The organism is Roseateles asaccharophilus (assembly GCF_031458115.1).
Lineage (GTDB): Bacteria > Pseudomonadota > Gammaproteobacteria > Burkholderiales > Burkholderiaceae_C > Pelomonas > Pelomonas asaccharophilus_A.
Genome location: NZ_JAVDXV010000002.1, coordinates 123,174 through 143,708, shown reverse-complemented (window position 1 = coordinate 143,708; position 20,535 = coordinate 123,174). Strand labels below are relative to the sequence as shown.

14 protein-coding genes are annotated in these 20,535 nt (G+C 68.5%); 7 read left to right on the top strand and 7 right to left on the bottom strand.

From position 1 onward, the window contains the following. Positions 1 to 26 precede the first annotated feature (26 nt). From J2X21_RS05150 to J2X21_RS05135, 4 genes are all read left to right on the top strand, one after another. On the top strand, positions 27 to 2,906 hold the full coding sequence (locus J2X21_RS05150; RefSeq protein ID WP_310325748.1) for a polysaccharide lyase family 8 super-sandwich domain-containing protein: 2,880 nt from the start codon (positions 27 to 29) through the stop codon (positions 2,904 to 2,906). 11 nt (positions 2,907 to 2,917) lie between these two features. Next, on the top strand, positions 2,918 to 4,678 hold the full coding sequence (locus J2X21_RS05145; RefSeq protein WP_310325746.1) for a glycoside hydrolase family 35 protein: 1,761 nt from the start codon (positions 2,918 to 2,920) through the stop codon (positions 4,676 to 4,678). After that, positions 4,675 to 6,732, top strand: a complete 2,058-nt coding sequence (locus tag J2X21_RS05140) for a phosphocholine-specific phospholipase C (RefSeq protein ID WP_310325744.1) — start codon at positions 4,675 to 4,677, stop codon at positions 6,730 to 6,732. Before J2X21_RS05145 ends, J2X21_RS05140 begins: the two co-directional genes overlap by 4 nt. A 169-nt stretch (positions 6,733 to 6,901) precedes the next feature. Beyond that, positions 6,902 to 7,639, top strand: coding sequence for a hypothetical protein (locus tag J2X21_RS05135; RefSeq protein ID WP_310325741.1), 738 nt, complete (start codon positions 6,902 to 6,904; stop codon positions 7,637 to 7,639). Positions 7,640 to 7,918: 279 nt separating this feature from the next. Here J2X21_RS05135 and J2X21_RS05130 read toward each other — a convergent pair whose 3' ends face one another. From J2X21_RS05130 to J2X21_RS05100, 7 genes are read right to left on the bottom strand one after another with little or no spacing between them, the layout of a single operon-like run. Then, positions 7,919 to 8,776, bottom strand: coding sequence for a ChbG/HpnK family deacetylase (locus tag J2X21_RS05130; RefSeq protein WP_310325739.1), 858 nt, complete (start codon positions 8,774 to 8,776; stop codon positions 7,919 to 7,921). Next, entirely contained in the window at positions 8,773 to 10,269 is a 1,497-nt protein-coding gene (locus J2X21_RS05125; RefSeq protein WP_310325736.1) for an ArnT family glycosyltransferase, read from the bottom strand. The genes J2X21_RS05130 and J2X21_RS05125 overlap by 4 nt, the downstream gene beginning before the upstream one ends. After that, a complete protein-coding gene (locus J2X21_RS05120) occupies positions 10,269 to 11,270 on the bottom strand; it encodes a glycosyltransferase family 2 protein (protein ID WP_310325734.1) in 1,002 nt (333 codons plus the stop codon). Before J2X21_RS05120 ends, J2X21_RS05125 begins: the two co-directional genes overlap by 1 nt. After that, complete coding sequence (locus J2X21_RS05115) at positions 11,267 to 11,629, bottom strand: GtrA family protein (protein WP_310325731.1); 363 nt, start codon at positions 11,627 to 11,629, stop codon at positions 11,267 to 11,269. The genes J2X21_RS05120 and J2X21_RS05115 overlap by 4 nt, the downstream gene beginning before the upstream one ends. 4 nt (positions 11,630 to 11,633) lie before the next feature. Beyond that, complete coding sequence (locus tag J2X21_RS05110) at positions 11,634 to 14,750, bottom strand: efflux RND transporter permease subunit (RefSeq protein WP_310325729.1); 3,117 nt, start codon at positions 14,748 to 14,750, stop codon at positions 11,634 to 11,636. Beyond that, complete coding sequence (locus tag J2X21_RS05105) at positions 14,747 to 15,859, bottom strand: efflux RND transporter periplasmic adaptor subunit (RefSeq protein WP_310325727.1); 1,113 nt, start codon at positions 15,857 to 15,859, stop codon at positions 14,747 to 14,749. The genes J2X21_RS05110 and J2X21_RS05105 overlap by 4 nt, the downstream gene beginning before the upstream one ends. A 47-nt stretch (positions 15,860 to 15,906) precedes the next feature. Continuing rightward, positions 15,907 to 17,334: an efflux transporter outer membrane subunit gene (locus J2X21_RS05100; protein ID WP_310325724.1), complete on the bottom strand. Its 1,428-nt coding sequence runs from the start codon at positions 17,332 to 17,334 to the stop codon at positions 15,907 to 15,909. A 197-nt stretch (positions 17,335 to 17,531) separates the two neighbouring features. Between J2X21_RS05100 and J2X21_RS05095 the strand changes: the two genes are divergently transcribed. The 3 genes from J2X21_RS05095 to J2X21_RS05085 are packed head-to-tail and all read left to right on the top strand — an operon-like array spanning position 17,532 to position 20,414. Then, the gene (locus tag J2X21_RS05095) at positions 17,532 to 18,374 is read left to right on the top strand and encodes a MipA/OmpV family protein (RefSeq protein ID WP_310325721.1); all 843 of its coding nucleotides are present in this window, start codon (positions 17,532 to 17,534) and stop codon (positions 18,372 to 18,374) included. Further along, positions 18,374 to 19,060: a response regulator transcription factor gene (locus tag J2X21_RS05090; RefSeq protein ID WP_310325719.1), complete on the top strand. Its 687-nt coding sequence runs from the start codon at positions 18,374 to 18,376 to the stop codon at positions 19,058 to 19,060. The genes J2X21_RS05095 and J2X21_RS05090 overlap by 1 nt, the downstream gene beginning before the upstream one ends. After that, complete coding sequence (locus J2X21_RS05085; protein ID WP_310325717.1) at positions 19,029 to 20,414, top strand: sensor histidine kinase; 1,386 nt, start codon at positions 19,029 to 19,031, stop codon at positions 20,412 to 20,414. The genes J2X21_RS05090 and J2X21_RS05085 overlap by 32 nt, the downstream gene beginning before the upstream one ends. The last annotated feature ends 121 nt before the right edge of the window (positions 20,415 to 20,535 follow it).

Sequence of the window (20,535 nt, the reverse complement as noted above, 5' to 3'; positions counted from 1 at the left end):
CCATGTCCACGACAGGAGCCATCGCCATGAGTTCACGATTGCAAGGGCAGCTGCTGCGGCTGCTGGCCTGCCTCTTCTTCATGCTGTGCGCCGCGGGCCCCGCCCGCGCGGACGAGTACGACGACTTGCGCGGCAAGTGGGTGACACACCTCACCGCCGGCAACGTCAACACCGCCGACGCCGACGTGGCCACGCAAGTGAGCTTCATCACCAGCTCCGCCCAGCTGCACTGGGACGGCATGCGCAAGGAGGCCGGCCGCACCACGCTGTGGGACGACACGGCCTCCACGACGACGTCCTCCCACATCACCTTCGCCTACCAGCGGCTGCGCGCGATGGCGCTGGCCTACTCCACCAGCGGCTCGTCGCTGCACGGTAATGCCGCGCTGGCCGCCGACGTCGTCAGCGGGCTGGATTGGCTGTACGCCCAGCGCTACCACGAGAACAAGACGCCCTACGGCAACTGGTGGGACTGGGAGATCGGCACGGCGCAGGCGCTGGTGGACACCATGGTGCTGATGCATGCACAGTTGAGCGCCACGCAGCGCGCCAGCTACATCCGCGTGCTGGACCGCTTCTGCGGCGACCCCACCGTCCACACCTTCTACAACGTCGTGGCCACCGGCGCCAACCGGCTGGACAAGGCGCTGGTCGTCATCGTGCGCGGCGTGCTGGGCAAGTCGTCGGCCAAGATCGCGCAGGGCCGCGACGCGATGAGCCAGGTCTACCTGTACGTGACCAGCAGCGACGGCTTCTACGTCGACGGCTCCTTCATCCAGCACTACAACGTGCCCTATGTCGGCAGCTACGGCGCGGTGCTGCTGTCGGGTGTGGCACGGCTGTTCTACCTGCTGAACGGCTCCAGCTGGCCCGTCACCGACGCCAACGCCGGCAACGTCTACCGCTGGGTCAGCGACTCCTTCCAGCCCTTCCTCTACCAGGGCGCCATCATGGACATGCTGCGCGGCCGCAGCATCAGCTTCCCCGCCACCAGCGACCACCTGGGCGGCCGCGCCATCGTCGCGACGCTGGCCTTCCTGGCGCAGAGCGCACCGGCCGAAAAGGCCGCGCTGCTGCGCGGCATCGCCAAGGGCCAGGTGCAACGCGACACCAGCTTCGCGAACTACTACACCGAGCTGCGCCTGCCCGACATCGTGCGCATCAAGACCATGATGGCCGACAGCGCCATCGCGCCGGTGGCGCCGCTGGACACCACACGCTTCTACGGCAGCATGGACCGCGGCCTGCGGCTGGCGCCCACCTATGCCTGGGGCTTGAGCCTGTCGTCCAGCCGCATCGCCACCTTCGAGTACGGCAACGGCAACAACAAGAAGGGCTGGTTCACCGGCCTCGGCATGACCTATCTCTACAACGCCGACCAGACCCAGTTCTCCGACGGCTACTGGGCCACGGTGGACTCGTTCCGGCTGCCCGGCACGACGACCGACGGCTCGGCCGGCACGCTGGTCAGCTTCAAGAGCTACCCCAACCCGCACAGCTGGGTCGGCGGCAGCACGGTGGGCGACAAGCACCTGTCCAGCGGCATGCAGTTCGCGATGTCGGGCAGCACCGGCTCCACGTTGCAGGGCAAGAAGTCCTGGTTCGTCTTCGGCGACCGCATCGTCGCGCTGGGTTCGGGCATCGCGACGACTGACGGCCGCAACGTCGAGACGGTCGTCGAGAACCGCAAGCTCAACGCGGCGGGCAGCAATGCGCTGACCGTCAACGGCAGCGCCAAGTCGGCCGCGCTGGGCTGGACCGAACGCATCAGCGGCGTCAGCTGGGCCCACCTGGCCGGCAGCGTCGCGGGCGCGGACATCGGCTACCACTTCCCCTTCACCGCCACGCTGGACGGCAAGCGCGAAGCCCGCACCGGCAGCCAATCGCAGATCGACGATGGCGGCAGCACCGACGCCATCACGCGCCACTACCTGAGCCTGGCGGTGCCGCACGGCGTCAACCCAACGGCGTCGGGCTATGCCTATGTCGTGCTGCCCAACGTCAGCGCGGCGCAGCTGGCCAGCTATGCGGCCGCGCCCAGCATCACCATCCTGGAGAACTCGGCCGACGCCCATGCGGCCAAGGACGCGGCGCTGAAGCTGGTCGGCGTCAACTTCTGGAACGACGCGGCCAAGACCGTCAACGACGCCGGCGCACCGCTCGTCAGCAGCAACAAGAAGGCCTCGGTCACGACGCTGGAGACCGCCGCCCGCGAGCTGCACGTCGGCATCGCCGACCCGACGCAGCTGAACACCGGCAGCATCACCGTCGAGATCCACCGCGCCGCCACGCGCCTGATCGCGGCGGACGCCGGCGTGACGGTGCTGCAGCTGGCGCCCACCATCAAGCTCAGCGTCAACGTCAATGCCGCGGCCGGCAAGACCTTCAAGGCCAGCCTGCAGCTCGGCACGCTGAGCTCGGTCACGGCGGCCGCCGACGCGCATGTGCGCAACGGCACGCATGCCGACAGCAACTTCGGCGCCGCCACCGTGCTGGACGTGAAGAAGGAGGCCGCCGGCTACGACCGCCAGTCCTTCGTCAAGTTCGACCTGAACGGCATCACCGGCGCGGTGTCCAGCGCCAAGCTGCGCCTGTTCATGACGGCGGCCGGCCCGACCACCATCGTCAACCAGGCCTTCCTGGCCGCCAGCGACAGCTGGACCGAGACGGGTCTCACCTGGAACAACAAGCCGGCCGCGTCCACGCCGCTGGGCAGCTGGACCGTCGCGGCCGGCAGCCATGTCGACATCGACGTGACGCCGCAGGTGGTGTCCGCGCTGTCGGGCGACAAGCTGGTGACGGTGCTGGTCGACGCCGCCGCCAACTACGGCAGCAACGGCTGGTCGCAGTACGCATCTCGCAACGCGACCGCCAACAAGCCGGCGCTGCTCATCGTCACGCCCTGAATCTTTCCCTGATGCCTACCTTCACCGTCGCGAACAACGACTTCCAGCTCGACGGCCGCCCGCACCGGCTGCTGTCGGGCGCGCTGCACTACTTCCGCGTGCTGCCCCAGCAGTGGGAAGACCGCCTGCTCAAGCTCAAGGCCATGGGCTTGAACTGCGTCGAGACCTACGTCGCCTGGAACCTGCATGAGCCACGGCCCGGCGAGTTCGACTTCACCGGCGGGCTGGATCTGCCGGCCTTCGTGAAACTGGCAGGCGAGCTGGGCCTGCATGTCATCGTGCGGCCCGGCCCCTACATCTGCGCCGAATGGGAGTTCGGCGGCCTGCCGGCTTGGCTGCTGGCCGACCCCGACATGGCTCTGCGCTGCTGCTACCCGCCCTACCTGGCCGCGGTGGAGCGCTTCCTCGATGCGCTGCTGCCGCCGCTGCTGCCGCTGCAGATCCAGAACGGCGGCCCCGTCATCGCGATGCAGGTGGAGAACGAGTACGGCAGCTACGGCAGCGACCAGACCTATCTGCGGTGGCTGGAACGCGCGCTGCTCGAACGCGGCGTCAACACGCTGCTGTTCACGTCGGACGGCGCCACGGATTTCATGCTGACGCACGGCACCGTGCAGCACCTGCTGAAGACCGCCAACTTCGGCTCCCGCGCTGCCGGCGAGTTCGCCAAGCTGCGTGAATACCAACCCGACGGCCCGCTGATGTGCATGGAGTTCTGGTGCGGCTGGTTCGATCACTGGGGCGAACCGCAGCACTTGCGCGCGGCCAGCGATGCCGCGCAGGCGCTGGACGAGGTGCTGGCGGCCGGCGCGTCGGTCAACGTCTTCATGTTCCACGGCGGCACCAGCTTCGGCTTCATGAACGGCGCCAACACCGACCTTGAGACCGGCGCCTACCAGCCCACCGTGGGCAGCTACGACTACGACGCGCCGCTGTCCGAGGACGGCCAGCCCACGGCCAAGTTCCACGCCTTCCGCGACGTCATCGCGAAGCACGTGGACCTGCCGCCACTGCAGCTGCCGCCGCCCGCACCACGCTTCGAGCGCGGGCCGCTGGTGCTGGCCGAGTCCGCATCGCTGTTCCCCGCGCTGGAGCGGCTATCGTCGCCACGCGCGACGCCCGTGCCGCGCTCCATGGAGAGCCTGGGGCAGAACTACGGCTTCGTGCTCTACCGCACGCAGCTCAAGCACCCGCCCGGCCCGACGACGCTGCATCTCGACGGGCTGCACGACCGCGCGCAGGTGTTCGTCAACCGCGTGGAGGTCGGCACGCTGGAGCGCAACCAGGCGCTGTGGCTGTCACTGACGCTGCCGCCCGGCCCGGTAACGCTGGACATCCTGGTCGAGAACCAGGGCCGCGTGAACTACGGCCCCAAGCTGCTGGACCGCAAGGGCCTGCTGGGCCTCGTGCGCTTGGGCACGCACACGGTGCTGCATGGCTGGCAATGCTGGCCGCTGCCGTTGAACGACCTGTCGTCGCTCGACTTCGAAGCGCACTCGGAGGCGGCGGGGCCGGCCTTCCATCGGGGCTTCTTCGACGTCTCCCTGCCAGGCGACTGCTTTCTGTCGCTGCCCGAAGGTGAGAAAGGCGTGGTCTGGCTCAACGGCTTCAACCTGGGCCGCTACTGGGCACGCGGGCCACAGACGGCGCTGTATGTGCCTGCGCCTCTGCTGAAGCCGGGCAGCAACGAGCTGGTGGTGCTTGAATTGCATACGCGCGGTGCCTGCGCCGTGCGCTTCACGCCGGAACGCCCCGCCTCGACGACACCATGACCTCGCCCACCCGCCGCCACCTGCTGCAAGCCGCCGCTGCCACGACGCTGCTGCCCGCGGCGGTGCGGCGTGCGCTGGCCATCCCGGCTGCGCGCGGCAGCGGCAGCATCCAGGACGTGCAGCACGTCGTCATCCTGATGCAGGAGAACCGCAGCTTCGACCACTACTTCGGCACGCTGCGCGGCGTGCGCGGCTTTGGCGACCGTTTCACGATCCCGCTGCCCGGCGGCCAATCGGTCTGGGAGCAGCACAACGGCCGCCGCACGGTGCTGCCCTACCACCTCGACGGCCGCAGCGGCAACGCGCAATGCGCGCTGGAGCTGCCGCACAGCTGGCCCGACGCGCAGGCCGCCTGGAACGGCGGCCGCATGCAGCGCTGGCCCGTCTTCAAGACCGACGCGTCCATGGCCTACTACCGCGAGGCGGAGCTGCCGGTGCAGTTCGCGCTGGCCAACGCCTTCACGCTGTGCGACGCCTACCACTGCTCGCTGCAGGGCGGCACCAACCCCAACCGGCTGTTCCTGTTCACGGGCACCAACGACCCCGAAGGCACGGGCGGTGGCCCGGTCGTCGACAACAGCGTCGACGGCCTGGGCCCGGTGGAGGCGGGATTTCGCTGGACCACCTATGCCGAGCGGCTGCAGGCGGCCGGCGTCAGCTGGTGCGTCTACCAGGACATGGACGACAACTTCGGCGACAACCCGCTGGTCACGTTCAGGACCTTTCGCGCCGCCCATGCAGGCGGCGGTGGCCCGCTGATGAAGGGCATGAGCAGCACGCTGCAGGGCGCCTCGCTGGATGGCCTGCGCCGCGACGTGCTGGCAGGCCGGCTGCCGCAGGTGTCGTGGGTGGTGGCGCCGGCCGAGTACAGCGAGCACCCGGGCCCGTCGACGCCCGTGCAGGGCGGCTGGTATGCCGAGCAGGTGCTGGACGCGCTGACCGCCGACCCGGCCGTCTGGAGCCGCACCGTGCTGCTGCTGATGTTTGATGAGAACGACGCCTTCTTCGACCACATGCCGCCGCCGGCCGCGCCATCGCGCCGCGCGGACGGCAGCCTGGCCGGCAAGTCCACGGTGGACGACCGCGCGGAGCGTCATCGCGACGGCCAGGTCTACGGCCCCGGCCCGCGCGTGCCGCTGTGGGTGATCTCGCCGTGGAGCCGCGGCGGCTGGGTCAACTCCGAGGTGTTTGATCACACGTCCGTGATCCGCTTCCTGGAGGCCCGCTTCGGCGTCGCGGAGCCCAACATCAGCCCCTGGCGCCGCGCCGTGTTCGGCGACCTCACCTCCTGCTTCGACTTCGCCGCCCCCGACGCGCAGCCACCGGCGCTGCGGCCGCAGACCAAGGCCTGGGCCGACACGCAGCGCGCCCGCCAGCGCGCGCAGCCCGCCATCGAAGTGCCCACGGCCGCGCGGCAGCGGCTGCCGCAACAGGCCGCGGGCGTGCGGCCCTCGCGCGCCCTGCCCTACCGGCTCGACGTGGACCTGCGCACCGATGCGGCCGACGGCGCCGTGACGCTTGAATTCATCAACAGCGGCAGCGCCGGCGCGGTGTTCCAGGTCTACGACCGGCTGCATCTGGATGCGCTGCCACGCCGCTACACGGTGGAGGCGGGCAAGCGGCTGCAGGATGTCTGGCAGCCGACCGCAAGCGACCGCACGGCCTACGACCTGTGGCTGCTGGGGCCCAACGGATTCCATCGCCGCTTCAGCGGCCGGCTGCAGCCCGAGCCCGCCGGGCCAGGACCGGACGTGGCACTGGCCATCGAAGGCACGCAGCTGATCTTCACGCTGCGCAACGACGGCGACGCTGCTTGCGAGTTCGAGATCCGGCAGAACAGCTATCGCCGGGCCAAGCTGCGCCGCGCGGTCCCGGCCGGCATGGCGGTCGAATGGCGCTGGGACGTCGGGGTTGACGGCCACTGGTACGACCTGGTCGTGAGCGCCGCAGGGCTGGAGCGCCGCTACGCCGGGCGGGTGGAGACCGGCCGGCATGGCATCAGCGATCCCGCGATGGTGCTGGCCTGGCCGAAGCAACGTTCCGGTCCGACCTAACCCTGGCATAACCCAGCCCACGGACATCGTTCCTAGCATCGCCGCTTCGTCAGTCGTCCCCGCGAAGCGCCATGAACCAGCCTCCCAGCCCGTCCCCTTCCTTCTGGCGGGCATGGCTCCTTGTCAGCGCGCGGATCTTCACGCGGCTGGTTCTGTGCCTGTGTATCGCATGGGCGATGTTCGCCTGCCTGCTCCCGCTGTTCTCGCCACCGCCCGCGCCGCCTCAACTGTCCAGCAACGCTGCTGCGCCAGCGCCCGCGAGCCCGCACAAGTGACCGCGGCCCTGGCGATAACCATCGGGCTGCCCCAGCCCCGGTGGAGCCGGCGGCGCACGCTGGCGGCGTCGACCGTGCTGGTCGCGCATCTGGCGCTGTTGTGGGTGATCTGGCAGCTCAGGCTGCAGGCTCAGCCCCTCGGTCATCTGCGCGCCTCGATGCCCATACGCTTCGTCCCGGATCGGCGCTTGCGCATCGATCCAGAAGCTGCGGCGCCGATCCCAGAGCGGAGGCGGCCAACCGCCGATCAGGCACCCACGACCTTGCGGGTCGTTGCCTCCGTTGCAGAGGGTTCCAACGTCACTGGCAATGAGGCATCTCACGCATCAGCGACGCAAATGGCATCGCCGGGCCCCAGCGCTTCCGCGCCCGGCCCGCTGGCCCTGAAGCCCAGCCGCGACGTGATGCTCGGTTCGCTGTCCAACCCGGCCCTGAGCGACCCGCGCAGCAACACGCCCAAGCCAACGTTCGAGGAGCGCATCGCGATGGGGCTGAATCCCGAGCTGTGCGTGAAGCTGGAGCGGCTGCCCAACGGCGAGACCCGTCGGCGCATGGGCCGCATGGTCGACGCCCAATCGGCCATCCAGAACACGTACGGCGTCGGGCCGCACGGCATCAAGGTCTGTGAGTAGGTGTCAGGCCAGCCGAATGGCGGCCGTGCGGCGCAGCCGCGGCTGGTCCTGATACCGCGTGCAGTTGGTGAGGCGAGTGAAGTTCGCCGGGTGCTGCAGTGCTGGGCCGTCAATGCGGATGCCGAGCTAACCACCTGGGTTTCTCCAGCGTCGCTTGGAGACAGCGATCCGTGCTGGAGCGTCACAACGGTCGGCGCAAGCGCTGCGCAGCATTTGACTTGGACGCCACTCCGGCCCGCCTAGTGAAACCGGCGTGCGGTTGACGAGATCCGTCTGAAGCTAGCGGCGTAACGAAATTCCAGCAGGCGGGCGAACTGAGAGCTGGTCCGAAAGCCGCTCCACGCTCAACCGCTGCTCCTGCAGCCGCCGCCCGAAGCTCTCTCCCACCAGCACCTCGAACTCGCGGGCACGGGCGGCGCCAATCGAGTCGCCCGGCGGGGCGTGGCTGGCCGCGTGACAGATCAGCAGGCCGCCGTCCGGCAGGCCTTCGCACCAGCGCTCCAGCCGGTCGGCGTACTCTTGGGCAGTGTCGCCGAAGCCATAGACGCCCAGCATGCTGCGGTTCTGCGCGAAGCCCAGGCTCAGCGCCAAATCGGCTAGTCCCGCCGCGCCCAGCGCGCCTACCAGCCTCGGTTTGAAGGCCGCGTCGTCAGGGCTGCCCGCCGGCGGGCGGGTGTCGCGCAACCAGGGGCGGTGCGCCGGATATCGCCGCAGCAGCTCCTGTAGCAAGATCTCGCGCACCTGGGGCAACTGGTGCACGTGCTGGTGTCCGTCAACGAAGCGAGGCGGCTCCCCGACATGCTTCTCAAAGGCATCGAGCTGGGCGGCGATTTCCTCGCGCACCCTCCGCACCGGCAGGCAGCGGCCACTGGCGGAAAGGATGAGGCCGCCCAGCCCGCGCCGCCATCGTCCCGGCTCGAAGGATTCGGTCAGGTTCAGGTGCAGGCCGGCGTCCACCAGCCCAGCGCCGTGGGCACGCAGGCGCGCGGCGGCGTCGGTCCACGCCGGCGCGGTGCTCATGCAGGCCAGCGCACTGACGCGCCCGAGCTCTACCAGCTGCCAGGCACCTTGGTTGACTGCGGCGTGCAGGCCGAAGTCATCGACGCAGATCGCCACCCGGCGCCAGAGCTGCGTCACGGCTGGACTGCATGGCGGCCGGTGGCCGCGATGTCGGCGCGCGCGGCGGCCACGCACACGAGCTCGACCTCGCCGAAGCGGCCAACGGTAGAGAGCCACTGCAGGCCGGCCTCGGCGAGGGCCGCTCGACTCTCGCCGTTCGGCACCACGACGTAGCCCTGGCAGCCACCTTGAGCGACGAGATGCCCCGCGGCCTCGCTGAGCTGCATTAGCCGAAGTGCCTGACCCTGGCTGTAGAACGCGGCGGAGAACGGTCGGCGCCCGGCGTACATCAGTGGCTGGCCGTCCTGCGCGTGCGCCTGGTAGGCAGCCACCAGGGCCCGCGCGCTCCGTTCGTCCTGGCGCTGCGCCTGCGCGAGCCGGCCAAAGCCGACCGCCGCGCCCGCCAGCGACACGGCCAGTCCCACGGCCACCCAGTGTTCCGCCCGGGCCGAGCGACGCGCCATCCAGCGCGCCATCAGCAGGGCCGCGGCGGGTAGCGAAGGCAGCGCATAGGTCCAGATGATGTTGCGGGCCGCCGTGAAGAAGATCAGCGGCAGCAGCAGCCAAAGCAGCAAGTACAGGCGCAGCGCAGGCTCGCGGTCGGGCCCGGCAGACTCCCGGCGCCAGCACCAGGCGGCCAGTGGCAGCAGCACCGACCACGGCAGCAGCGCGCCCCATGCGAAGCCCCAGATCGTGCCGCGCGCGAACTCGTGTGCATGGCCGTACAGGTCGCCGCGCCATCCGGGCATGAGGAAGCGTTGCCAATGCTCACCCAACAGAAAGTAGTTCAGGAACCCGGGCGTGCGCAGCTCGGCAAGCACATACCAGGGCGCGGCGATGGCCAGGGCCAGCAGACTGCCACGCAGCCACGGCAGGCCGCGCCAGGCGTGCTGCCAACGCTTGTCGATGGCGATCCACAGCAGGATGGGCAGCCCGCTCAGCACCACGGCCACCGGCCCCTTGGCCAGCAGGCCCAGGCCCTGCGCGACGAAGAACAGCCAGCCCATCCAGCGTCGCTCGGCGGCGCCTGGCGCGTTCAGCGCAAACCAGCAGGAGAACATCGCCAGCGTCGTGCACAGCACCATGGCCGTGTCCGTCATCACGGCGCCGGCCGACACGAAGAACAGCGTCGAGCCCAGCAGCACGCTGGTCGCCAGCAAGGCCTCGCGCCTGCTGGCCTGGCGCCGTGCGAACTGCCACACCAGCGCGGCGATCAGCAGGCCGCACAGCAGGTGCGGCAGGCGCGCTGCGATCTCGCTGATGCCCAGCAGCCGCATGCTGGCCGCCGTGAGCCAGAACGACAGCGGCGGCTTGCCCCAGAAGGGCACGCCGGCATCAAACCAGGGCGTGACCCAGTCGCCCAGCTCGGCCATCCTGCGGCCGATGTCGCCGTAGCGGGCCTCGGTCGTGTCCATCAGCGGCAGCCCGGCCATGGCGGCCAGCCGCGCCAGCAGCAGCAGGGCCAGCAGCACCAGGATCCAGCGGCGTGCAGCCTGAGATTCAGTCGGCATCAACGCTCCGAGACTGGTTGAAGAAGCGGCACGTAGGCGGTCGCCGGTTCATAGGACTCGATCAGGAACAGCGGGCGGCGCTTGCTCTCCAGGCTCAGCCGCCCGATGTATTCGCCCAGCACGCCGATGGCCAGCATCTGCAGGCCGCCCAGCATCAGCACGACGACGATGAGCGTCGGGAAGCCGGGCACCGGGTCGCCGAAGGCCAGCGCCCGCACGAAGAAGGACAGCCCGAGGGCGAACGACAACAGCGCGCAGGTCAGGCCCACCTTGGTGGCCACCTTCAGCGGCGCGACCGAGAACGCGGTGATGCCCTCGATGGCGAATTGCCAGAGCTGGCGGAAGCGCCATTTGCTGTAGCCGGCGGCGCGCTCGCCGCAGTCGAAATCCAGCGTCACCTGGCGGTAGCCTATCCAGGCGAACAGCCCCTTCATGAAACGGTTGCGCTCCTGCAGCTGGTTCAACGCATCGACAGCACGCCGGCTGAACAGGCGGAAGTCGCCGACATCCTCCGGGATGGGCATGTCGCTGAGGCGGTTGATCGCGCGGTAGAAGCCGCGCGCTGCCTGGCGCTTCAGCCATGACTCGTCGGCACGGCTGCGCCGGCGCATGTTCACGACGTCGGCACCGTCGCGCCAGGCCTGCAGCATGGCGGGGATCATCTCGGGCGGGTGCTGCAGGTCGGAATCCATGACGATGACAGCCGCGCCGCGCGCGATCTGCAGGCCCGCCGTGATGGCCTGCTCCTTGCCGAAGTTGCGGCTGAAGCGCAGCACCGACACCATCGAGCAGCCGGCACGCAACCGCTTGAGGATCTCCGGCGAGCCATCGCTGCTGCCATCGTCGACGTAGACGATTTCGACAGCGCCCGCGACGTCCGCGACCGCGGCGAGCAGTCGCTGGTGCAGCATGGGCAGCACGGCCTCTTCGTTGAACAACGGCAGCACGATGCTGAGTAGGCAGGTCCGTTCCGGCGCGGGCGGCCAGGTGCGCATGTTCATGAAAAGCTCCATGTCCTGTTGAGCCTGAAGCCAAGCACCAGCACGGCGAGCGTCGCCAGCCCCTGGGCCAGCAGGTAGTGCAGGCCCAGTGCCGATCCCAGCCACACGAGGGCGCCGTTCAGCGCCACACCCAGCAGGGCCACCGTCGCAAAGCGAGGCGCCGCCCGGCGGTGTCGCGACTGGGCGCGCGCAAATGTGAAACGCAGGTTGCCGGCATAGGCCACCTGCGCGCCGCACAGCGAGCCCGCCATCGCGGCAGTCGGCGCCACGGCGTGCAGACCTTCCACCAGCGCGAACAGCACCAGGTAGTGCGTCGCGGTGGCCAGGCCGCCGGTCAATGCATAACGCATGAACTGCATGCCGTCACTCCAGAGATGCTGCGTCACGGCCCTCGCCTTGTTGTGTGGCATTCGGCCGTGTTGCCCTACGGTTGCGCAGCCACTGCACCAGGTCGTCCACGCAGATGACGACGACCGGAATCACCAGCAGGCTCAGGAAGGTCGACGAGATCAGCCCTCCGATCACGACGATGGCCATCGGCGCCCGGAAACTTGGGTCCGTGCCCCAGCCCAGCGCGATGGGCAGCATGCCGGCGCCCATCGCCAGGGTGGTCATGACAATGGGCCGGGCGCGCTTGCGGCAGGCATCGATGACCGACTCGACAGGCCCCAAGCCCAACTGCGTGCGGCCGATGACGGCGTAGTCCACCAGCAGGATCGAGTTCTTCGTCGCGATCCCCATCAGCATGACCAGGCCGATCATGGCCGGCATCGACAGCGTCGAGCCCGTCACAGACAGCGCGAAGAACGCGCCCGGCACCAACAGCACCAGGGCCATGAGGATGGTCAGCGGTCGCACGAAGTCCTTGAGTAGCAGCACCAGCACGACGTAGATGCAGAGCACGCCCATCAGCATGGCCTGGCCGAAGCCCTGCGTCAGGTCCTCCATGTCTTCGGCATCGCCACTGGCGCTGTGAGTCACGCCCTGCGGAAGTCGGCCCAGGCTGGGCAGCGCGAGCACGGCCTCTTCAATCTCGCCCAGCGGCCTGCCGTTCAGTTCCACGGTCAGGCTGACGTTGCGGCGCCTGTCTTCACGGGTGATCTCGCTGGGGCCACTGCCCATCTCCAGCGAGGCGACGTTGACCAACGCCACCGGGCCGCGAGCGCCCGGCACGGGCAGTTGCGCCAGCGTGTCGATGTCACGCCGCGCCGCTGGCTCCAACTTCACCACCACGGGCACCTGGCGTTCGCCGAGGTTGAGCTTGGCCAAGCTCTGGTCGTGGTCACCGGCCGTGGCCACGCGCAGCGTCTCGGCGATGGCGGACGAGGTGACGCCCAGATCGGCCGCGCGGGCGAAGTCGGGCTTGACCACCAGGTCCTGCTGCACCAGGCCGGCACTGGACATGACCGCGCCGATGCCCGGGATGGTGCGCAGCTCCCGCTCCACCTGCGCGGCCGTCTGCGCCAGCACGCGGCCATCGTCGGCCGCCAGCACCAGCTCGTAGCTCTCGCTGGCGCCCTCTCCGCCGACGCTGACGCGTGCGCCCGGCAAGCCAGCCAGTGCCGCCCGGAACTGCTGTTCGACCTGCTGCTGGCTGAGGCCATCGCGATCTGCGCGGGGCGACAGGGTCACGGTCAGCATGGCCTGGCGGACGTTGCTGCTCGCTTGCGCCTCATCGCCGGGCTCCGAGCTGCTGGGGGCGGCGCCGACCGTGGTGTAGATGGTTCGGGTGTGCTTGTTGCCACGCACGATCTCGCTCGCCTGCTCGGTGAGCGCCAAGGTGTCGGCCAGCGTGCTGCCCGGCGGCAAGGTCAGCGACACGCGGGTCTGCGAGCTGTCGTCCGCCGGGATGAATTCATCCGGCAGCGTGGTGGCGAGGAACAGCCCGAGGCCGCAGAACAAGGCCGCCCCACCGATGGTGAGTGCCCGGTGGCGCAGGCACCAGCCGGCCCAGCCCAGGTAGATGGCGACCCAGCGCGGTTCGCGCGCCGTGAGCTGCCCAGGGGCCTTGAGCAGGTAGGCGGCCATCATCGGCGTGAGCATGCGGGCGACCAGCAGCGAGAAGAACACCGCGATGACCGCCGTCCAGCCGAACTGGACGAACACCTTGCCGACGGCACCGCTCATGAAGGCGGTAGGAAGGAACACCGCGATCAAGGTGAATGTCGTCGCGATGACGGCCAGGCCGATCTCTTCGGCGGCTTCCATCGCGGCCTGGTGCGGGCTTTTTCCCATGCGCAGATGACGCTCGATGTTCTCGATTTCGACGATGGCGTCGTCCACCAGAACGCCAATCACCAGCGACAGCGACAGCAGCGTCACCGTGTTGATGGTGAAGCCCATCAGGTGCATGACGGCGAAGGTCGGGATGGCCGACAGCGGCAAGGCCACGGCCGCGACAAGCGTCGAGCGCCAGTCGCGCAGGAACAGCAACACCACCAGCACCGCCAGCGCCGCGCCCTCGTACAGCAGGGCCATCGAGCCGTCGTAGTTCTGCTGCACGGTCTGGACGTGGTCGATGGCTTCTACCACGTCGATCCAGGGCTGCGAGGCCTTCAACGTGGCGACGGCCGCGCGCACGCCCTCGGCCACCTCCAGGTCGCCCGCGCCGCGTGCGCGCCTGACCTCGAACCCGACGACCGGCCGGCCGCCGAGCCGCGCAGCGGAGCGCGGTTCTGCGACGCCATCGACCACGGTGGCGACCTCGTCCAACCGGACGGATCGACCGTCGCCCAGCACCAGCTCGACCGCGGCCAGCTCCTCGGCCGACAGCACCGTGGCGATGGCGCGGACCTGCTGCTCGGCGCCGCCCAGATCGGCGCGGCCGCCCGCCGATTCCTGCTGCACTTGATGCAACTGGCGTGAGATGTCGGCGGCCGAGGCCTTCAGCGCCAGCAAGCGCGCGGGGTCGAGTTCGACACGCACCTCGCGCGTGACGCCCCCAACGCGGCTGACGGTGCCGACGCCCGGCACGGCCAGCAGCGTCTTGCTGACGTGATGGTCGACGAACCAGGACAGGGCCTCCTCGTCCATGCGCGGCGACGCCACGGTGTAGGTGAGGACAGGGGAGTCGGCGAGCGCGGCCTTCTTGATGATGGGGTCGCGCATGTGGGCAGGCAGGTCGCTGCGCACGCGCGCCACCGCGTCGCGCACGTCGTCCACGGCCTCCTGCGGAGACTTCTCCAGCTGGAAGCTGACCGAGATGTGGGCGGTGCTCTCGCTGAGCGTGCTGTTGACGTGCTTGACGCCCTGCACCGTGGCGAGCGCGTTCTCGATCTTGCGCGCGATCTCGCTCTCCAGCTGCGAGGGAGAGGCGCCCGGCAGCGAGGCCGTGATCGTCACCACGGGCAGCGTCATGTCCGGAAAGTTCTGCACCTTCATGGCCGAGAAGCCCACGAAGCCCGCGACCGTGAGCAGCGCGAACAGCAGGATGCCGGGAACGGGATTGCGGATGGCCCAGGAAGAGACGTTGAAGCTCATGGGCGGCCCTTCGTCACCTGCACCAGGTCGCCATCGCCCAGGAAGGCACCGCCTGCGGCGACGACCTGGCTGCCCGCATCGACGCCTGCGAGGATCTCAATGCGGTCGCCGGCACGTTGACCGACCTTGACCTTGGCCTGCATCACCCGCGAGTCCGGGCCGACCTTCAGCACGTAGTGAAAGCCATCGCGCAGCAGCACCGCCGCCTGCGGCAGCGTCAGCGCCTGGCTGACGACGCCGATCTCGATGCCGCCGCGCGCGAACATTCCGGCCCTGGCCGGGCTTCCCGCGGGCAGGTCGACGTAGACGAGGCCGTTGCGGGTCTGCGTGTCCACGGCCGGCGACACCATGCGCAAGCTGCCTCGGATGGGCTCGCCACCCACCGGGGTGACCGTCACTACCTGGCCGGGCTTCAGCCGCGCCAACTTGGGCGCGGCAACTTCGGCCCGCCACTCGAGCCGGCCGCGCCGTATCAGCCTGAACAGCTCCTGCCCGGTGGGCAGCACGGCACCCACGGTCGCACTGCGCGCGGAGATGACGCCGTCGTCAGGTGCCAGCACCTGAGTCTGCGCAAGGCGGAGCTGCTGAGTTTCGGCCAATGCCTGCGCGGCCGCCACGCGTGCCTGCGCCATGCGTTCGGCCGTCATGTATTGATGGATCTGTTGCGCGGAGAGGGCACCACTGGCCTGCAGATCACGGGCGCGCTGCGCGTTGGCGGCGGCCTCGGCCAAGGCGGCCACCGCCTCGGCCAGCGTGGCGCGGCTGTGCGCGAGCTCGGCAGCCACCGGGGCTGCGTCGAAGACGGCCAGCACCTGCCCGCGCCTCACGCTGTCGCCCACGTTGACCCTCACCTCGCTCAGCATCAGGCCGTTGGCCTGGGTGCCGACACTGGCCTCCTGCCAGGCCGCGATGTTGCCGTTGGCCGCGATGCGAATTGGCAGGTCCGCCGACAGCGGATGAATGACCGTCACAGCCAGCGCAGGCTGCGCGGCGGGCGGCTTGCCGCCGGGCTCGGCGCTGGCCACCTGCAAGGCGGCGGCTGCGACCGCCACGACGACCACGAGCACGGACAAGGCGATCCGCAGGGAATGACGGTCAGGATGCTTCATGTGTTGAGGGGAGCGAAATGGGTTGTCTCTTTCGAGGCGTTGTGTCGTCATTGGGGAACCTTCGTTGGCCGGCCGCCCTTTGACGACGAGACCCAGTCGCCCCCGGTGGCCCTGTAGATCTCGACCCAGGCCACGACGGCCTCTCGCTGCTGCTCGATCTGCGCGCTGCGCGCGGCCGCCATGTCGCGGCGGGCGACTTCGAGCTCGAACAGGCTGGCGAGGCCGCCGCGATAGCGCGCCGCGGTGGCCTGGTACGAGCGCTCGAACGCGATGGCGGCAGCGCGCGTGTCGTCGCCGCGCGCATTCGCGCTGTGCAAAGTGACCAGCGCGGCTTCCACCTCGCGCACGGCGGCACGCAGACTGGAGGCGTAGGCCGAACGCGCCGCCTCAAATCGCACCCGCGCGGCTTCAGCGTTGGCACGACGCGCGCCGGCATCGAACAGCGGCAAGGTCACGGCCACGGGGCCGATGCTCCACACCGTGCCATCAAGGCTGACGGCACCCTCGCGTTGACGGGCTGAACCTATGCTGCCGGACAAGGTGATGCGAGGCCAGCGCCGGGCATCGGCCTGGTCGGCATCGGCGCTTGCCGCAACGACTTCCCAGGCTGCCACGGCGACGTCGGGCCTCTGGGCCAGCGAAGCGGCCGGCACTTCCGCGACGCGCAAGGCCTGGGGTTGTGGCAGCAGCGCCGTCGAATGCGCCAGCTCGCGGCGCAAGGCGGCTTCCTCCCAGGCCGTGATCGCCGTCAGCGACTTGATGAACAGCTCGCACTGCGCGCGCAGCAGGGTCAGCGCCGCGCTGCCGTTGGCCGCGCTGGCGCGTGCCAGGTCGGCGGCGGCTGCTGCCTGGAAGCCGGCCGCTGCGGCCTGCGTCGCCAGGCGAGCGGTCTCCGTACGGGAACGGACATCGGTCTCCAGTTGCGTCCGCTGCGCCTCACAGGCGCGCAGCCCGATGTAGGCGGTGGCCACCTCGGCCGCGAGCGAGACCCGTGCGACGTGCCAGGCGACCTCGCTGGCGTCCAGCCGGGCCTGCGCCGCCTTGGCATGTGCCCGATTGGCGCCGAAAACGTCGAGTTCCCACGTGGCCTGCAAGCCTAATGAAGTGGTGCTGCGAACAGGTTCGCCGAGGCTTTGGGTGCCACGGCTGGCGCTCAGACCGGCATCCAAGGCCGGGAAAAGCGCGGCGCTGCCGGCCGCGTGGGCCGCCCGGGCCTGCGCTATGCGTGCGCTTGCCTGTGCCAGCGTGGCACTGGCTTGCTGGCCAGCCTCGACCAGGCGCACCAGCAAGGGATCGTCGAAGCTGGCCCACCAACGGCTCAAGTCGGCCAAGTCGCCGCCGTGCGGCAGTGGCGAGTGCCACTGCGCGGCGACCGCTGTCGGCAGGCTGGCGGGCGCCGTGCCGGGTCGTGGCGATGTCGCGCAGCCGCCCAGCAATGCCGCGGCCAAGAATGACGAGATCCTGGTGAGAGTCATCTGATGCTGTGGCGATCTGCCGCCCCTGTTAATTGCCCGTTGAATGCCTGATCGGGCCCTACGAACCGAATCGTCACGTCGCCTGTCTTTCCGCATCCTTTCCGGCAGACAGGGCGACAACCACGGGGTTCGGAAAGTGCGCTGAAAGAGTCGGCCGATGAAGATTTCGGCTCCTCAACGACCTTTCAGGACATCACATGGCACGTTCCTACCTCCCGCGTTCACGCGCCTCGACCCGGCAATCCAGCGTGGCCCGGCTGACCGCAATGGCCGTCCTTCTCGGCGGCGCTGTTTCCACTGCCACTGCTCAGCAAACAGGCCGTGGTGGCGAGGGCGACTCTGACGGTCCCGAGGACACGGAGTGGGGCTTGGGGCTCGGCGTCATGGTCAAGCAAGATGCCTACAAGGGGATCAAACGCGACACCCAGGTCTTGCCCGTGCTCCGCTTCGAGAACGAGTACGTGGAAATCTTCGGCCCTGGCATCGAGTTGAAGCTGCCCAGCCTGCGACTTGGCGAGCGCGCCCGAATGAAGTTCGGCCTGGTGGGCGAGTACGACTTCAGTGGCTACGAAGCCAAGGACTCGCCCATCCTGGCGGGCATGGCCGAGCGCAAAGGAGGACTCTGGCTAGGCGCAAAGGCGGAGTGGGAGAATGACTTGCTCGACGTCACCGCGGAATGGACTGCCGCATCGGGCAGCAGCAAGGGCCGCAAGTTCAGCCTGGGCTTGAAGAAGGAGTGGCACCTCGGACAGCACACCATGGTCATGCCCTACCTGACAGCGCACCGGCTGGACAAGAAGTACGTTGACTACTACTACGGTGTCCGGGCAGCTGAAGCCACTGCAGGACGTGCTGCCTATGTTGGCAAGGGCGCAATGAACTTGGAAGTCGGCATGCGCACCATGTACCGGTTCGACGAACACCATTCGGTGCTGCTCGATCTGAGCATGACCCGACTGGCGAAGCACATCAAGGCCAGTCCGCTGGTGGGTCGCTCGAGCTCCAAACAGTTGATTCTGGGCTACGTGTACAGCTTCTGATGAACCGGATTCTGCTGGTCGAGGACCATGAGCGGCTTGCCCAACTGGTGAGCAGCGGCCTGAGTGCCGCTGGCATTGCTGTTGACGCCGTGCAGCGCATTGACGCCGCATGGTCCGCGCTCCAGCAGGTGTCCTACGGCGCCCTTGTCCTGGACCGCGGCCTGCCGGACGGTGACGGGCTGACGTTGCTGAACCGGCTGCGCGCTTCCAAGCTCAGCGTCCCCTGCCTGGTTCTGTCGGCACGGGACGCGCTCAATGATCGCATCGAAGGGCTGGACGCGGGTGCGGACGACTACTTGCCCAAACCGTTTGCGATGGGCGAACTGGTGGCGCGTGTCCGAGCACTGCTGCGTCGACCGCCCGAGAGCTTGCCGACGGAGCCCGGTCATGGCGATATGCAGCTGCGACCCGCCGAAGGCATGCTCCATTGCGGCGATGAGTGCGTTTCACTCGCTGCGTCGGAGATGCAGATCATGCTGCTGCTGGTGCGAAAAGGCGGCGATACGGTGCCGCGCTCGAAACTGGAAGCCGCGGCCTGGGGCCTGAGCGATGCAGTGACACCCAACGCCCTCGCCGTGGCGTTGCACCGCATCCGCCGAAAGCTGGGCGCCATCGGTTCGCGCCAGAAGATCATCAATGTGAGAGGCCTGGGCTATGCGCTTCGTGAAGATGACCTGGCTGAATAGCCTCGGCGCCAAGATCCTGCTCGCCTATGTCGTCGGCGCCGTACTGAGCATCGTCCTCATCGTGGCAACCGCCGTGGCGATCGTCTACTACCAAGGCGATGTGGTGTCAGGGTTCGACGTTGCCGACACCACCCGAGCGTTTGCTGAAGAACTCAGCTTCGACAAAGACGGTATACCTGTCGGAATCTCTGACCTCGATTCCGGGAGCGAGATCGACGATGGCAATCTCAAAGCCCTGTACGAAAGTCTCAAAGGCGAGGCTGCCTTCCGCGTTCTGGACGCATCGGGCAGAGTTGTCCTGTCTTCTGCAAAGGGCGTGACGTTCTGGCCGGAGTCCGGCCCAGCGCGCAGGCTGAAGTCCGGTCGCTTCGAGTTCGAGCACGAGGGCAGCGTGATGGTCGCCGCCACCGAGACCGTGGAGCGCGACGGGCGACTCTGGCATGTGCAGTTTGCTGTCAGCAAGCGGTTCCTTCACCTTGTCTATGAGGCATTCGCACTGCCGTTCACCGGGGTCGGCGTCACCTTGTTCAGCCTGGTGCTGCTCCTGGTCTTCGGTCCCTGTGTCTATTTCACGCTGAGGTACGCCCTCAAACCGGTAAGCGGGATCTCGGACGCGGCGGCCGAGATTTCTCCACGCTCACTGCATGCCCGGCTGCCGACTCAGGGCGTGCCCAAGGAACTCGCGCCTTTGGTGGACAGCTTCAACCGGGTGTTGGAGCGGGTTGAGCACGGATATCGCATCCAGCAGGAGTTTCTGGCGACCGCGGCGCATGAGCTCAAGACGCCTATCGCGCTGATTCGCGCCCAGGTCGAGCTGAGTCCCGAATCAGCCCAGCGCGAGGCGCTGCTTGGCGATGTCGAGCATATGAGTCGGCACGTGCAACAACTGCTTCACCTGGCCGAAGCCAGTGAATTGCAGAACTACCGGCCCACTGCGGTGGACATGCGCGAAGCGGTGCACCAGGCGGCCAGCTTCCTGCAGCGCATGGCGGACGCCGCGGATGTGCGTTTCGAATTGCCTGAGCAGAACACTAGCGTCGTCTGGATGGCCGACCGTGGTGCGCTGTTCACGCTGCTGAAGAACCTGCTTGAGAACGCCATTCAGCACACGCCTCCCGGCTCGCTCGTACGAGCGGAGATCGAAGCCGACTTCGTCGCCATTCGCGACTGGGGACCCGGCGTGCCTCCAGATCAGATGCCGAATATCTTCGCCCGCTTCTGGCGCGGCCCTCATCGCCGTGATCAGGGCGCAGGGTTGGGGATGGCGATTTGCCGGGAGATTGCCCAGGCGCATGGATGGACGCTGACTGCAAGCCAGGCGCATCCCGGGCTTCGCGTCGTTCTAGCCAAGTGATGGAATGGCATTTCCAGCCCTGGCGGCCTAGACGCGGCTGAAAAGCTAGACGATGAAAGGCCTACGCTCAAGGACAGCCAGGTCGGCTCTGCCTTGGAATGCGGTCGTACGCTTTGGGCAA

Excerpts from the sequence above, each read along its gene's own strand:
- J2X21_RS05150 (WP_310325748.1), top strand. The coding sequence starts at position 27 with ATGAGTTCACGATTGCAAGGGCAGCTGCTGCGGCTGCTGGCCTGCCTC.
- J2X21_RS05145 (WP_310325746.1), top strand. The coding sequence starts at position 2,918 with ATGCCTACCTTCACCGTCGCGAACAACGACTTCCAGCTCGACGGCCGC.
- J2X21_RS05140 (WP_310325744.1), top strand. The coding sequence starts at position 4,675 with ATGACCTCGCCCACCCGCCGCCACCTGCTGCAAGCCGCCGCTGCCACG.
- J2X21_RS05135 (WP_310325741.1), top strand. The coding sequence starts at position 6,902 with ATGGGCGATGTTCGCCTGCCTGCTCCCGCTGTTCTCGCCACCGCCCGC.
- J2X21_RS05125 (WP_310325736.1), bottom strand. The coding sequence starts at position 10,269 with ATGCCGACTGAATCTCAGGCTGCACGCCGCTGGATCCTGGTGCTGCTG.
- J2X21_RS05120 (WP_310325734.1), bottom strand. The coding sequence starts at position 11,270 with ATGAACATGCGCACCTGGCCGCCCGCGCCGGAACGGACCTGCCTACTC.
- J2X21_RS05115 (WP_310325731.1), bottom strand. The coding sequence starts at position 11,629 with ATGCAGTTCATGCGTTATGCATTGACCGGCGGCCTGGCCACCGCGACG.
- J2X21_RS05110 (WP_310325729.1), bottom strand. The coding sequence starts at position 14,750 with ATGAGCTTCAACGTCTCTTCCTGGGCCATCCGCAATCCCGTTCCCGGC.
- J2X21_RS05105 (WP_310325727.1), bottom strand. The coding sequence starts at position 15,859 with ATGAAGCATCCTGACCGTCATTCCCTGCGGATCGCCTTGTCCGTGCTC.
- J2X21_RS05100 (WP_310325724.1), bottom strand. The coding sequence starts at position 17,334 with ATGACTCTCACCAGGATCTCGTCATTCTTGGCCGCGGCATTGCTGGGC.
- J2X21_RS05095 (WP_310325721.1), top strand. The coding sequence starts at position 17,532 with ATGGCACGTTCCTACCTCCCGCGTTCACGCGCCTCGACCCGGCAATCC.
- J2X21_RS05090 (WP_310325719.1), top strand. The coding sequence starts at position 18,374 with ATGAACCGGATTCTGCTGGTCGAGGACCATGAGCGGCTTGCCCAACTG.
- J2X21_RS05085 (WP_310325717.1), top strand. The coding sequence starts at position 19,029 with ATGCGCTTCGTGAAGATGACCTGGCTGAATAGCCTCGGCGCCAAGATC.